Here is a 14007-nt window from a genome sequence, read left to right on the forward strand (position 1 = left end):
TGGTGCAGATCCGCCATGAGGAGCATGTTCTCCTCGCCGGTGATCAGCCCGTCGACGGCGGAGAACTGCCCGGTGACGCCGATCGCGGCCCGCACCCCGTCCGGCGATGTGGCGACGTCGTGGCCCGCGACCTGGGCCTGTCCGCCGTCGGCGGAGATGAGCGTGGAGAGGATCTTCACGGCGGTGGTCTTGCCCGCGCCGTTGGGTCCGAGCAGCGCGAAGACGGACCCGGCCGGGATGTGGAGATCGATGCCGTCGAGCACGGTCTTGTCGCCGTACGACTTGCGCAGACCGACGGTGGAGACGGCGGCCGGGGGCAGCTGGCCGTCCCCTTGACGTGATGTGGGCATGACAGAAGAAGGCATGGGGCCCTCCTATTCGAAGGCTGAAGGCTGAAGGGTGAAGGTGAAGTCGCTGGAGGCGGGCGTGCGTGAGGTGTCAGGCCTTGGCGCGACGGATGTCGATGTTGCCCCAGTTGGTACGGGCGTGGACCTTGACGGTGTCCTCGGTCTGGCCGGGGGCCTCGGAGGAGGTGAGCGTGTTGCGCACCTGCCCGCGGTTGGAGTTGACGTCGAGCCAGGCGGCCGTGCCCTCGCGGATACCGATCTCGATGGAGCCGTTGGAGGTCTCCAACTGGACGGTGCCGCGGGCGACTTCGGCGACGCGAAGGACGCCGTTGGTGGAGGTGCCGGTGACCGACGACTCGGCGCGCGCGATGTCGATGGAGCCGTTGGCGCCGTTCACCCGCAGTTCGCCGGTCACGGTGCCGACGGTCGTGGTGCCGTGCGAGTTCTTCAGGACGGCGGGTCCTTCGACGGTGCCGACACGCACGTTGCCGGTGCTGCTGGTGATGTCGGCCAGGCCCTCGACCCGGTCGACGGTGACCGTGCCGTGCGCCGCCTTCATCTGCAGTGGGCCAGTGGTGTCGAGGCGGACGTCGCCGGCCGCGGACTTCACGTGGACCTCGCCGAGCCGGCCCTCGCCGAGCAGCCTGGCCGCGGCGCCGGACACGTCGATGTCCGAGCCCGTGGGCAGCTCCACCGTCACGTCGACGGTGCCGGAGCGGCCGAGCAGATTGGCCTTGGGCGTCCTGACGGTCAGGGTGCCGCCGGCGTACGCGACCTCGGTCTGGTCGGCCGCCCGGACGTCCAGGTCCTTCTTCGGGTCGCGGGGCCGCACTTCGACGACGGTGTCGAGGCGGTCGACCGCGGTGAACTGGATGGACCCGGCGTACACGAACGCCGTGACCGAGATCGGTTCGGGAGTGTCGAAAGAAGGCATGGCTGTCCCGTCCTCTTGGGTCTTCAGGGCGTCCCCGCTGGTGGGACGTGGTGTGAGTGAAGTGGTGCGGGCAGGGGCGCGCGGCTAACGCACCCAGCCCGTGAAGCTCTGTCCGACCGTCTGGGCCTTCTCCGGCGTACGCGGCCGGGTGCCGCCGTCGACCGCGGCCGACACCGCCCGCACCAGCCACGCGTTGACCGACAGGCCCTCGCGGCCCGCGGCCTCCTCGGCGCGCGCCTTGAGGTGGGCCGGCAGCCGCAGATTGACGCGGGCGGTGCCACTGTCCTCGCTGTCGACCGGGGTCGGGGGCGTGAACGGTTCGACGGGCGCGGCGGGCTCCTCGGGGGCGCCGCCGTAGGTGGGCGGCGGTGTCACCACGAAGTCCGGGTCGGTCCCGCGCAGCCGTACGTCGACCGAGCCGGGGGCGAGTTCACGGGTGATCTCGTCCATCGCGGCGGAGAGCACGTTGAGCATGGTCAGGCGGGTCGCCGACTCCAGGGGAGCGGTGAGCCGCTCGGCCAGCTCGCGGGCTTCGTCGCCGCCGGCTTCGGCGGCCACCGCGAGTTCGCGGCGGAGGGTGTCGACGTACGGGGTGAGGTCCATAACGCCATCATGGCACCACAGTGGCGCCATGCGCAAGCTTTGGTGGTGCCGTGTGCGGGTTGAGATGGAGAACAGCCGACCTGACCTGCGAAAACGCAAGGAAGGTCACCTGGGTGGCGGTGCCTTCGCGCCTGCGCATGTGCTTCTAGGGGCACGAAATGGCACCGGATGGCACTGGGTGGCGCCGCATGGTGCCAAGTGGCACCGGATGGCACCGGATGGCACCGGACGGCGTCGAGCCACGAGCGTCGGGCCACGGGCGTCGAGCCATGAGCGTCGGGCCACGAGCGTCGGGCCACGAGCGCCGGGCCACCCGACGCCACGGACGCCATGTGCTGCCCGAGAAGGGAGGCCTGCGCACCGACCCGCGCACGGACGTGACGTTCCCGGGCCACGACCGGCACGCTCCTCGTGCTCCCCCCCCCCGCCTCGCGGGCTGTCCCGGGATTGGGCAACCGCACCCGCCCAACCCCACTCACTTCGGCAACGTAAGCCCCCACGCCCGCGGCCGCACGGTCCACGTCCGGGTGCGTACCGGCCCCGCCACCACCGCGTCCGCGCGGTAGCGGAAATCCGCCCCGGACACGGTGATCGTCCGGGCCTGCACCCGCAGCGCCGCCGCCTCCGCGCCCACCGACGAACGGCGGACCTCGACCTCCGCGTAGCCCCCGTCCCCCGGGGTCAGGAAGACGCCCTCGACCGGCTGGTCCAGGTCCACCACAAGGACGCCGTCCGCCTCGACCCGCAGCCGCGCCGGCGCGGGCCCCGGCACCGAAGCCACCCGCGAGGGCCGCGAGGGACGGGACGCGAGGGTGCGTACGAAGGACTGGCAGCTGCGGAGCCACGGATGGTGCCCGTCGGCATCCGCCACCCCGCCAGAAGCCCCACCGGAAGCCCCGGCCGCGGCGCCCACGCCGGAAATGGGTGGAATCCGCAGCTCCCCGAGCACCACCCCGTCCCGGTCGTCCACCAGCAGATCCAGCCGCCGCTCCACCCCTTCAAGCACGGCCCGCGCCGCCGCGACCGCCCCGGAGGGCACTCCGAGCGCCCGTGTGAGCACTTGTGTGGCGCCCACAGGAACGACCGAAAGCGCGCACGAAGCCAGCTCCCGCTCCTGGTGCAGGACCGCCACGGCCCGCACCAGAGCCCGGTCGTCACCCACCACCACCAGACGCCTCGCACCCCTCCTGGCCAGCGCTTTCGCGAAATCCTCCGGGCCATCGGGGAGGCAGACCCGGACGGCGGCGGCCGCGCCGAGCACATCCTTCGCGATCCGTACCGACTCACCGTCCGTGCGCCGGGCGACCGGGTCGATGACGACTAGCAGCTGGTCGCGAGCCGACAACGTGCGCCCCTTTTCTGAGTCCTCGGGTAGCATCTTTGTGCAAGAGCCCCTTGCGCTATTGCGCCAGGGGCTTCGTCTATTCCGGGGCAGCATCCAAGGCACACCCATATGGCGGCTACGGCCCCTGACCTTGGACATGCCCCGCCCGGAAGGGGTGTACGCCTGTGCCCGCACTTGTGCTGCTCGGTGCTCAGTGGGGTGACGAAGGCAAGGGAAAGGCCACTGACCTGCTCGGTGGCTCCGTGGACTATGTAGTGCGCTACCAGGGCGGCAACAACGCCGGCCACACGGTCGTCGTAGGCGACCAGAAGTACGCGCTGCATCTCCTCCCTTCCGGGATTCTCTCCCCGGACTGCGTGCCTGTCATCGGCAATGGAGTCGTCGTCGACCCGTCGGTCCTGCTCTCCGAGCTGAGCGGTCTGAACGAGCGCGGCGTCGACACGTCGAAGCTGCTGATCAGCGGCAACGCGCACATCATCACGCCGTACAACGTCACCGTCGACAAGGTGACGGAACGCTTCCTCGGCAAGCGGAAGATCGGCACGACGGGGCGCGGCATCGGCCCGACCTACGCCGACAAGATCAACCGCACCGGCATCCGCGTACAGGACCTCTACGACGAGTCGATCCTGCAGCAGAAGGTCGAGGCGGCGCTCGAGATCAAGAACCAGCTCCTCACGAAGCTGTACAACCGCCGCGCGATCGAGGCGGAGCAGATCGTCGAGCAGCTCCTCGTGCACGGCGAGAACATCAAGCAGTACGTCGCCGACACGACCCTGATCCTCAACAACGCGCTCGACGACGACAAGGTCGTCCTCTTCGAGGGCGGCCAGGGCACGCTCCTGGACGTGGACCACGGCACGTACCCCTTCGTCACCTCCTCGAACCCGACCGCGGGCGGCGCCTGCACGGGTACGGGCGTGGGCCCGACGAAGATCAGCCGGGTCATCGGCATCCTCAAGGCGTACACCACGCGTGTCGGCGCGGGCCCGTTCCCGACCGAGCTGTTCGACCAGGACGGCGAGGACCTGCGCCGCATCGGCGGCGAGCGCGGTGTGACGACCGGCCGTGACCGCCGCTGCGGCTGGTTCGACGCCCCGATCGCCCGCTACGCGACCCGCGTGAACGGCCTGACGGACTTCTTCCTCACGAAGCTCGACGTCCTCACCGGCTGGGAGCAGATCCCGGTCTGTGTCGCGTACGAGATCGACGGCAAGCGCGTCGAGGAACTCCCGTACAACCAGACCGACTTCCACCACGCGAAGCCGGTCTACGAGTACCTCCCCGGCTGGTCCGAGGACATCACCAAGGCCCAGACCTTCGCCGACCTGCCGAAGAACGCGCAGGGTTACGTGAAGGCCCTGGAGGAGATGTCCGGCGCCCCGATCTCCGCGATCGGCGTGGGCCCGGGCCGTACGGAGACGATCGAGATCAACTCGTTCATCTAGTACGGGCTTTCCGTACGGGCTTTCCGTACGGGCTTTCCGTACGGGCACTGCGTACGCCGCCCCGGTCCGCTTCGGCGGGCCGGGGCGGTTTCGCGTTCATGCCCGGTGCTTTCAGCCGTCCTTCTCGTACGTCAGACCCTTGTCCGTCCCCGTGTTCTCCCGGTGCAGCCTGCCGTCCGACAGCAGGGTCACCGTGCTCGCCGTCCCCGCCTTGCAGGAGGACGCGGGCTGGCCGACGACGACCTCCGTCGGGCCGATGCGCAGGGTGTTGCCGCTCGCCGACTCCAACTTGCCCTGGAACACACAGTGGTACGTGCCGCCCGTGTCGGTCGGGCCGTCCGCCGTGATCGACAGGACCGTGTCGCCGATCTCGCCCTGCTGGAAGACGAGTTCACGGGAGTTGTGGCCCAGGTCGTTCTCGATGGCGCCGCTCCAGGTGCCGAGGAACTTCTCCGGGACCTCGCCGTCCTCGTTCTTCTCGTCCGCGGCGGAGGTGGGGGGCGATTCGGGCTCCGAGGACTCCTCCTCCGAGGGTGTGCCCTGCTCCGAAGGGGCGCTGGACGTCGGGGACTTGGAGCTGTCGCCGCCCGCCTTTGCCTCGCCCTCGCCCTTCATGACCGCGTACACGCCGCCGCCCGCGCCGATCGCCACTATCAGCGCCACCGCGATCAGCGCCGCGGTCGAGCGGCCGCTGCGGCGCGGGGGCTCGGCCATGGGGGTCACGACCGGGCCGTACGGAGGCGTGGGGCCGTATCCGGCCTGCTGTGGGTAGCCGTAGGGAGCGGGCGGGAGTTGGGGCTGAGGGTGTTGCTGGGGGTAGCCGTACGACGGACCCGGTGGGGGTGTGGGGGGCGGGGTGCCCGAGATCATGGTGGGGAGGTGGTCCAGCGGGGCCTCGCCCGGCTTTCCCGGTGGGGGTGGGGTGTCGTCGGCCGGCGGATTGTCGGGCGTGGCGGCCGGTGCGGCCGGCGCCTCTGCGGCGGCCGCTCCCTTCGTCAGTTCCTTCGGCGGGGCCAGGGAGACGGGGGAGCCATCGTCCGGGTTCTCCGTGTCCAGCAACTGCACGGCGTGGCGGCCCAGTTGAGCCACCAGCGCCCCGGGCAGCCAGGGGTCGCGCGTGCGGCCGCCGTCGCCGAGGGTGTCCTCCGCGCCCGTACGCTCCAGGATCTGCTCCAGCGTCGGACGGTCCGCCGGGGTCTTGCGGAGGCAGTCGGCGACCAGCTCGGCCTGCTCCTCCGGGAGCGCCGACAGGTCGGGCTCCTCCTGCGCGATACGGAACATCAGCGCGTGCACGCCGCTGTTCGCCGTGCCGAAGGGCAGCGCCCCCGACGCCGCGTACGCGAGGACCGAGCCCAGGCAGAACACGTCGCACGCCGGAGTGACCCGGTCGCCCCGCACCTGCTCGGGTGCCATGAAACCGGGGGAGCCGACGAGGGCGCCGGTGCGGGTGAGGCCGCCGTCCGTCACCGTCTCCAGGGCGCGGGCGATGCCGAAGTCGATGACCCGGGGCCCGTCGATCGTGACAAGGACGTTCGACGGCTTGAGGTCGCGGTGGATGAGGCCCGCCGCGTGAATGTCCTTGAGGGCATTGGCGAGACCGGCAGCCAGGATTTTGACCGAGCGCTCGGGCAGCGGCCCGTGGTCCTGCGAGATGACGCTCTGCAGGGATGGACCCGCGACGTATCCCGTCGCCAGCCAGGGAATCGCCGCCTCGGTGTCCGCGTCGAGCACCGGCGCCGTCCACGCGCCGCCGACCCGCCGGGCCGCCTGCACTTCCTGCCGGAAGCGGTTCCTGAACTCCTCCTGCTCGGCGAGTTCTTCGCGTACCAGCTTGACCGCGACCGTGCGCCCGCGGTCGGAGCGCGCCAGATAGACGTGCCCCATCCCGCCCGCGCCGAGCCGAGCGAGCAGCCGATAGGCGCCTATTCGCTGTGGATCCCCGGGCCCGAGCTTCTCCATCGCCGCGCGACCTCCCCCGTTGGTGTGCAACGCATCGAGTTTAGTGCGGTCGTGGGACGGGGTGGGGCTGACTGTCTGCTACGGCTCCGTAACGGGTTCCGCATCGCCTTCCAGTTGTGCCACGGCTCGGGAGAGACGCTCCAACACCCGTACCGTCTCGGCGAATTCCGCCTCGCCGAGCGCGGCCGCAAGGCGCGCCGCCGCTTCCGCATGACCGGGGCCGATCTTCGCGACGGCCGCGCGGCCCTCGTCCGTGGGGCGCAGGAGCTTCGCGCGGCGGTGGGCCGGGTTCGGCACGTACTCGGCAAGGCCCTTGCTCACCAGGAGGTCGGCGATGCGCTGCACGCTCTGCCGGGTGATGCCCATCGCGCGGGCGATCCCGGCGACCGGCAGGGGCTCGCGCAGCACCGCGCCGAGCACCTGCCACCAGGCGGCGGTGAGCCCGCCCGGCCTGGCCAGCTCCTCTGCCACGGAGAGGAGCTGGCCGTTGAGCCGGAAGACGCCGAGGGCGGTACGGGAGAACAGGTCCTGCTGCTCCCGCACTTGACCGTGGTCGGTGTTCACGAATTCAGCACCTCAAAGGCGGCCGGGTCCGAGTCGTGGAACAGGCGGTACCAGGCATCCAGCTTCTCGCCCTCGAAGGCGCCGAGCAGCCCGAGGATCTCGCGTGCGAAGGCCACCGGCTCGGTCGGCCCTGCCGTGATCAGGCCCCCGTCGATGACGGCGTCCGCATCGACGTACCGCTCGCCGCCCTTGTATCCGGTGGCCGCGAGATAGAACGACACCGCGCTGGTGTGCGCGCGGTCGTCGAGCAGCCCCTCGCGGGCGAGCCCCGCGGTGGCCCCGCAGATCGCGGCGACCGGCACGCCCGCGTCGAGGAAGGCGCGGGCCGTGCGGGCGAAGGGGGCGAGGTCGTCGCCGGTGTCCCACAGGTCGGCGCCCGGCAGGATCAGCAGCGAGCTGTCCTCGGGGCGCAGCTCGGCGAGCGTCAGATCGGGCTTGACGCGCATGCCGCCGATGGTGGTGACGAGGTCGGTCGAGTCGGCGGCGACCGTGCGGATCTCGTATCCGTCGCGGGCGAGCCACGCCGTGGCGTGGCCGGTCTCCCAGTCGGCGAGCGTGTCGTAGACGGCCAGATGTACGGGCTTGCGGGACATGAGCAATACCTCCGCTGATTCGGCTGCCGTTCTCTGTGCTGTGCTTACGTAAGCATGCTGTCAAAACGACAGCATGCTGTCAAGAGGGTTCTGTGTGGCGGGTCGCGCGGGTTAACTTCCGGCAGGGGCGGCGTTAACCCGCAAATCCCTAGCGTCCCGGTCATGGACAGCACACAGACCACCCTCGAACAGACCGGCCAGATCGCGGCCCACCTCGGCCTCGACCTCGTGGCCGTGACCCTGCTGACCTTCGGCGTCTTCTATCCGAGGCACCGCAGGCGCGAGCTGGTACCCGCCTATCTCGCCCTGAATGTCGCGCTGTTCGCGGTCGTCGCCGCGCTCGCGAGCGCCGGCGGCGACGGCGGACTCGCGCTCGGCTTCGGGCTCTTCGGGGTGCTCTCGATCGTGCGGCTCCGCTCGGACGCGGTGCAGCACCAGGAGGTCGCGTACTACTTCATCACCCTCGTCCTCGGCCTGCTCTGCGGCCTTCCCGCGCTCTCGCTGCCGATGGCGAGCGGCCTCGCCGCCGTCCTGCTCCTGGTCATGTACGTCGCCGACCACCCGCGCCTGTACGCCGGTGACCGGCGGACGGTCGTCACGCTGGACGCCGTGTACCGGGAGGAGACCGCGCTGCGCGCCGAGCTCGCCCGGCGCCTGGGGGAGCCGCTCGGCTGGACGGTCCAGGAGGTCGATTACGTACGCGACCTGATGGTTGTGGAAGTCCGGTTCCGGCAGCCGGAACCTTCCGGGCGGCCCGGGGAGTTCGCAGGGGTACGTACAGCACAACGACGACGCACGACCCGGTCCCGCACGCCTGCCCCCGTACCCCAGAAGGAGACCGTGTGAACCCCGCCGTACGCGCCATCGGAAGGGCCGCGCTCGCCGCGCACCCCATCGCGCTTGACGAGGTGAACGCGCGGGCGGAACTGCTCGCCCGCTACGACAACAGCTACCTCGTGCCGGTCGAGATATTCGACGACCTGGCCGCGCTGCTCACGGATCCCCGCCGCCCCACGGGCCCCTTCCGGGCCCTGAGCATCGGCGGCAAGCGCTGGTTCGGCTACCACTCGACGTACTACGACACCCCTGAACTCCTTACCTTCCACGAGCACCGGCAGGGGCGGCGGCTGCGCTACCGCATCAGGGAGCGGCTCTACCAGGACAGCGGGGAGCGGCAGTTCGAGATCAAGCTGAAGAGCGGGCGCGGCGAGACGGTCAAGCACCGGCAGCGTCTGGAGGGCGACGACCATGTCCTGGACGCCGCACGGCAGGGCTATCTGGCGGGAGTGCTGAGAGGTTCGTACGGGATCGAGGCGCCGGGCGGTCTGACGAAGGCGCTGGTCACCGAGTACCAGCGGGCGACGTTCGTCGCCGACGGGCAGCGGGTGACGTGCGACGCGGGGCTCGTGGTGCGCGACATGGCCACGGGGCGGACGGTGGAGGCGGACCGCGGTCTCGTGCTCGTGGAGACCAAGACGCAGGGGCACCTGACGGAGGCGGACCGGGTCCTTCACCGGTATGGGGTGCGGGCCGCGGACTTCACCAAGTACTGCGGTGGATTCGCGGCCCTGCGGCCCGAGTTGGGGATCAACCGGTGGGCGCGGGCGGTGCGGACCGCGTTCCCGCGGGCGGGAAGGTGAGAGTCACGCGGGTGCCGGGTGCGGCGTCGGCAGTGGCGAACGTGCCGCCCGCGTCCTCGGCCGTCCGGCGGGCGATGTCCAGGCCGAGCCCGGTGGAGCCGCCGCCGCTGGTGCCGCGTTCGGCCGCGTATGCCGCGGGGAGGCCGGGGCCTTCGTCGGCGACCGTGAGTTCGGCGGTGCCCTGCGGGGTGATGCGGACGGTGATGCGGAAGGCGGTGCCCTGGGGGGTGTGGTCCAGGACGTTGCCGATGAGGGCGTCGAGGGCGGCGGCCAGCTCGTCCTCGGGGACGGGCACGGGGATCCGCTCTTCAGGGGTTTGCGTCTCGGTCGTACGGCCCTGATCCTCGGCCAACGGCAGCCAGAAGGCGGCGCGTTCGCGGGCCACGGAGGCGAGGTCGGCGTGCGGGGTGTCCCGGAGGGGGCGGCGGGCCTTGCGGATGACGTCGTCGACGCTGCGTTCGAGGGCGGCGACATCCGCGGCGATGCGCTGTGCCTCCTCCGTGTCCCGCAGGGTCTCGGCGTCCAGGCGGAGGGCGGCGACGGGGGTGCGCAGGCGGTGGGCGAGGTCGGCGGCGTTCTCGCGCTCGGCGGCGAGGAGTTCGTCGATGCGGGCCGCCAGGCGGTTCAACTCGCCTGCCACCAGGCGTAGTTCGGGCGGGCCCTCGGGGGTGGCGCGGGCGGTGAGGTCGCCTGCGGCGAGGCGATCGGCGGTGCGGGCGAGGCGGCGGGTGGCGCCGACAAGACGGGCGCCGAGCCGGTCGGCGAGCAGCAGTCCGATGAGTACGAGCCCGACCCCGATCCCGGCGAGCACGAGCCAGGACGTCATCATCCCCGCGTACAACTGGCGCTCGGTGAGCGTGACTTGAACGACCGCGGTGCCGCCTTCGGCGCCCTGGACGGGGACCAGGACCTGGCGGCCCCCGGTGGAGGGCTCGTAGGTGAAGGCGCGACCGGTGCGGGCGAGACGGATGGCGTCGGTGACGGGAGGCGTGCCCTTCGCCACGGGCGGGCCGATGCGGGACCCGTCGCCCAGGATGAGTGAAGTGGCGGGCAGGCCAGGGGTGTTGACGCTCTCCACCGTCTGCTCGGCGGTCTCGCGCTCGGCCGCGGTGGCCAGGGCAGGTCCCAGGGCATGGGCCACCCACTGGGCGCGGGCGGTGGCCTCGGCGGTGGCCCGGTCGGCGGCGTGGGTGCGGGTGAGGAGGGTCAGCGGGACGAGGAGGGCGGTCAGGACGAGGGCGGTCGTGGCGGCGGTGAGGAGCAGGAGGCGGCCGCGCATCAGCCGGCCTCTGGACCTTGGGCCCGGCCGGGCTTCTCTGGCTTGGCGCCCCCTTCCGGTGCGCCGCCCTCTTCCGGTGCGCCGCCCTCTTCCGGTGCACCGCCCTCGTCCGGTGCGCCGCCGTCGTGGGGCGCCTGGCTCTCTTGTGGGCGGGGCCGCGCCGGTATGTCCGTCCTCGCCATCTCGGTCCGAGCGTTGCTTTCGTGGGCTCGCGAGTCCTGCGTACCGTGCTCCGGGCGGACATACCGGCACGTCCCCTCACGTGCGTCATGCGACTGCGGGTCGTCCGGGGGCGTCAGCTTCACGCCCACCGTTCGGATCGTGTGGAGGTAGCGGGGCGCTTGGGCCGTCTCGCCCAGCTTTCTGCGGAGCCAGGAGAGGTGGACGTCCACCGTCTTGTCGGCGCCGCCCAGGGGCTGTTGCCAGACCTCGGCGAGGAGTTCGCGGCGGGAGACCACCTGGCCGGGGCGGTGGGCCAGGTAGGCGAGGAGGTCGAACTCGCGCGGGGTGAGGTCGACCGGGGTGCCGTCCAGGGAGACCTCGCGGGCGGCGGGGTCGATGGCCAGACCGCCGATGTGCAGTGGCTCCTCGACCTCGTCCGCGCCGAGCCGCCGCAGCACGGCCTTGACGCGGGCGTCCAACTGGGCGGCGCCGAAGGGCTTCACGATGTAGTCGTCGGCCCCGGCCTCCAGGACGGAGACCATCTCCGGCTCCTCGTCGCGGGCCGTCGCCACGATGACGGGTACGTCGCTGACCGCGCGGAGCATACGCAGGACTTGGGCGCCGTCGACGTCAGGGAGCCCCAGGTCGAGCACGACGAGATCGGGCCTGCTGGTGACCGCCGCGTCGAGCCCCGCCATGCCGGTGGGCGCCGTCGCGACGGCGTGCCCCTTGTCGCGCAGGGCGCGCACGAGGGCGCCGCGCAGCTGTGGATCGTCCTCCACGACGAGAAGATGGGCCATACAACCACCGTAGTCAGGGGCTTTGGGCGGCCCTTAACCGGGCGTTAGGAAACTGTGCGCCAGAGTTGCCGTATGAGGAAGTCGGTATGAGGACGTCGGCATGAGGAAGTGGCGGAGCGCGGCGGTGACGGCCGCGTGGGTGGCGGTGGGGACGGCCGCGGGGGCGCTGGGCGCCTGGCAGTTGGCGAGTTCGGACGGGGGCGGGGCGGCGCACAGTCGCCCGCTGGACGAGGGGGCGGTGCGCAGGGCGCTGGCGGATTCACCGGTGCCGCCGTCCCCGCCCCCGACTTCGCCTGATCCGAAGCCGTCACAGCCGTCACAGCCGTCACAGCCGTCCCAGTCGTCACAGTCGCCGAAGCCGTCGAAACCGGCCACTGACCGCTCAAGCCTCCGCTTCACCGGCGGCACGGCCACGGTCGAGTGCCGCGGGGACGGGACGGTGTACCTCGTCTCCTGGAGCCCCGCGGACGGCTTCCACATCGATGACGACGTCGATCGGGGTCCTGGCGCGGTGGCCCGCCTGGAGGCGGAGCCGAGCGATGACGACGAGCGGGACGATCTCGCGTACGAGATCCGGTGCGGCGCAGGTGGGGAGCCGCGGGCGAGGGTGGTGGGGGACGCGGACGACTGAGGGGTGTGCTCCAGACCCCCCCCGGGCGCTCGTCACCCCGACACACTGTCCAAGAACCCCCGCCCCCGCGAAACAGGACGCCCATGTCCTATCCGCATCGTGGACATTTACCCTCGCCCACATGACCCCTCAGCCGAATCCCCAGGTCGGCGCCGCCGTCAAGGCCGCGGACCGCGCGCACGTGTTCCACTCCTGGTCCGCACAGGAGCTGATCGACCCCCTCGCCGTAGCCGGCGCGGAAGGCTCGTACTTCTGGGACTACGACGGAAACCGCTACCTCGACTTCACCAGCGGCCTCGTCTTCACGAACATCGGGTACCAGCACCCGAAGGTCGTCGCCGCGATCCAGGAGCAGGCGGCGACGATGACGACGTTCGCCCCCGCGTTCGCCGTCGAAGCCCGCTCCGAGGCCGCACGCCTCATCGCCGAGCGGACCCCGGGCGACCTCGACAAGATCTTCTTCACCAACGGCGGCGCCGAAGCCGTGGAGAACGCGACCCGCATGGCGCGTCTCCACACCGGCCGCCACAAGGTGCTCTCCGCCTACCGCTCGTACCACGGCGCCACCTCCGCCGCGATCAACCTCACCGGCGACCCCCGCCGCTGGCCCTCCGACAACGGCACGGCGGGCGTCGTCCACTTCTGGGCGCCGTTCCTGTACCGCAGCCCGTTCCACGCGGAGAACGAGCGGCAGGAGTGCGAGCGGGCCCTCCAGCACCTGGAGGACACCATCGCCTTCGAGGGCCCGCAGTCCATCGCGGCGATCATCCTCGAGACCGTCCCGGGCACCGCGGGCATCATGATCCCGCCGCCGGGCTACCTCAAGGGCGTACGCGAGATCTGCGACCGGTACGGCATCGTCTTCATCCTGGACGAGGTCATGGCGGGCTTCGGGCGTACGGGCAAGTGGTTCGCCGCCGAGCACTTCGACGGCGGCATCGTGCCCGATCTCCTCACCTTCGCCAAGGGCGTGAACTCCGGCTACGTCCCGCTGGGCGGCGTCGCCATCTCCGCCGCCATCGCCGAGACCTTCGCGCGCAGGCCCTACCCGGGCGGCCTCACGTACTCGGGGCACCCGCTCGCCTGCGCCGCCGCCGTCGCGACGATCAACGTCATGGAGGACGAGGGCGTCGTCGAGAACGCGGCCCGCGTCGGTACGGAGATCATCGCTCCGGCCCTCGCGGACCTCGCCGAGCGGCACCCGAGCGTCGGCGAGGTGCGTGGCCTCGGCATGTTCTGGGCCCTGGAACTGGTCAAGGACAAGACGACCCGCGAGCCGCTGGTCCCGTACAACGCCAGTGGCGAGGCGAACGCACCCATGGCGGCGTTCGGCGCGGCCGCGAAGAAGCAGGGCCTGTGGCCCTTCATCAACATGAACCGCACCCACGTCGTCCCGCCGTGCAACATCACGGAGACGGAGGCGAAGGAGGGCCTGGCGGCCTTGGACGCGGCGCTGACGGCGGCGGACGAACACACGGCGTAACTCCAGGCTCACCCGATCCGGCCGCCCGCGTTGTGGGCAGGCGTTCCGCAGGGCGAGTGGGGTCTCCCCTGCTCGAGCGAAGCCGAGAGCTTGGGGAAGGGTGGGCACAACGCCCCACTGCAGGGTTCCGCAGAACATGGCGCCCGGGCCCGGGAACCCCGACCGCGTAGTCTGACGTGCTCGTAAGCGAAGACGACCACGGACGACCACCCGTTCACG

Annotated in this window: 13 protein-coding genes and 1 pseudogene; 5 read left to right on the forward strand and 9 right to left on the reverse strand. The window is 71.3% G+C overall.

Features of this window, described 5'->3' with window-relative positions:
* The 4 genes from AB0G47_RS24965 to AB0G47_RS24980 all read right to left on the reverse strand — a co-directional run.
* The coding region (locus AB0G47_RS24965; RefSeq protein ID WP_360774515.1) for an ATP-binding cassette domain-containing protein at window positions 1–350 on the reverse strand (350 nt) is incomplete at its 3' end.
* An 88-nt stretch (window positions 351–438) separates the two neighbouring features.
* Window positions 439–1281, reverse strand: a complete 843-nt coding sequence (locus AB0G47_RS24970; RefSeq protein WP_360773903.1) for a DUF4097 family beta strand repeat-containing protein — start codon at window positions 1279–1281, stop codon at window positions 439–441.
* An 84-nt stretch (window positions 1282–1365) separates the two neighbouring features.
* A complete protein-coding gene (locus tag AB0G47_RS24975) occupies window positions 1366–1884 on the reverse strand; it encodes a hypothetical protein (protein WP_360773905.1) in 519 nt (172 codons plus the stop codon).
* 475 nt (window positions 1885–2359) lie between these two features.
* Window positions 2360–3229, reverse strand: a complete 870-nt coding sequence (locus AB0G47_RS24980) for a diacylglycerol kinase family protein (RefSeq protein WP_360773908.1) — start codon at window positions 3227–3229, stop codon at window positions 2360–2362.
* Between the two features lie 164 nt (window positions 3230–3393).
* On the opposite strand from AB0G47_RS24980, the gene AB0G47_RS24985 reads away from it, so the two are divergent.
* Window positions 3394–4677: an adenylosuccinate synthase gene (locus tag AB0G47_RS24985; protein WP_135335599.1), complete on the forward strand. Its 1284-nt coding sequence runs from the start codon at window positions 3394–3396 to the stop codon at window positions 4675–4677.
* Between the two features lie 111 nt (window positions 4678–4788).
* Here AB0G47_RS24985 and AB0G47_RS24990 read toward each other — a convergent pair whose 3' ends face one another.
* The 3 genes from AB0G47_RS24990 to AB0G47_RS25000 form a co-directional block, all read right to left on the reverse strand.
* A complete protein-coding gene (locus AB0G47_RS24990; RefSeq protein WP_360774517.1) occupies window positions 4789–6636 on the reverse strand; it encodes a protein kinase in 1848 nt (615 codons plus the stop codon).
* Window positions 6637–6714: 78 nt separating this feature from the next.
* The gene (locus AB0G47_RS24995) at window positions 6715–7200 is read right to left on the reverse strand and encodes a helix-turn-helix domain-containing protein (RefSeq protein WP_360773911.1); all 486 of its coding nucleotides are present in this window, start codon (window positions 7198–7200) and stop codon (window positions 6715–6717) included.
* The gene (locus AB0G47_RS25000) at window positions 7197–7793 is read right to left on the reverse strand and encodes a DJ-1/PfpI family protein (protein WP_360773914.1); all 597 of its coding nucleotides are present in this window, start codon (window positions 7791–7793) and stop codon (window positions 7197–7199) included. The genes AB0G47_RS24995 and AB0G47_RS25000 overlap by 4 nt, the downstream gene beginning before the upstream one ends.
* A 162-nt stretch (window positions 7794–7955) precedes the next feature.
* Here AB0G47_RS25000 and AB0G47_RS25005 point away from each other — a divergent pair, with 162 nt between their 5' ends.
* Both AB0G47_RS25005 and AB0G47_RS25010 read left to right on the forward strand, forming a co-directional pair.
* Window positions 7956–8639: a DUF4956 domain-containing protein gene (locus AB0G47_RS25005; RefSeq protein ID WP_360773916.1), complete on the forward strand. Its 684-nt coding sequence runs from the start codon at window positions 7956–7958 to the stop codon at window positions 8637–8639.
* A complete protein-coding gene (locus tag AB0G47_RS25010; RefSeq protein ID WP_360773920.1) occupies window positions 8636–9433 on the forward strand; it encodes a VTC domain-containing protein in 798 nt (265 codons plus the stop codon). Before AB0G47_RS25005 ends, AB0G47_RS25010 begins: the two co-directional genes overlap by 4 nt.
* Here the strand turns inward: AB0G47_RS25010 and AB0G47_RS25015 are convergent.
* Entirely contained in the window at window positions 9381–10712 is a 1332-nt protein-coding gene (locus tag AB0G47_RS25015; RefSeq protein WP_360773923.1) for a HAMP domain-containing sensor histidine kinase, read from the reverse strand. The two genes, AB0G47_RS25010 and AB0G47_RS25015, sit on opposite strands and share 53 nt — an antisense overlap.
* A gap of 287 nt (window positions 10713–10999) precedes the next feature.
* A pseudogene (locus AB0G47_RS25020) lies at window positions 11000–11674 on the reverse strand (response regulator transcription factor); the annotation flags it as partial.
* 100 nt (window positions 11675–11774) lie between these two features.
* Here AB0G47_RS25020 and AB0G47_RS25025 point away from each other — a divergent pair.
* Window positions 11775–12305 (forward strand): hypothetical protein, encoded by a 531-nt coding sequence (locus tag AB0G47_RS25025; RefSeq protein WP_360773926.1) that lies wholly within the window; start codon window positions 11775–11777, stop codon window positions 12303–12305.
* A gap of 121 nt (window positions 12306–12426) precedes the next feature.
* On the forward strand, window positions 12427–13788 hold the full coding sequence (locus AB0G47_RS25030) for an aspartate aminotransferase family protein (RefSeq protein ID WP_360773929.1): 1362 nt from the start codon (window positions 12427–12429) through the stop codon (window positions 13786–13788).
* The last annotated feature ends 219 nt before the right edge of the window (window positions 13789–14007 follow it).

It is taken from the genome of Streptomyces sp. NPDC021622, assembly GCF_040640795.1.
GTDB lineage: Bacteria > Actinomycetota > Actinomycetes > Streptomycetales > Streptomycetaceae > Streptomyces.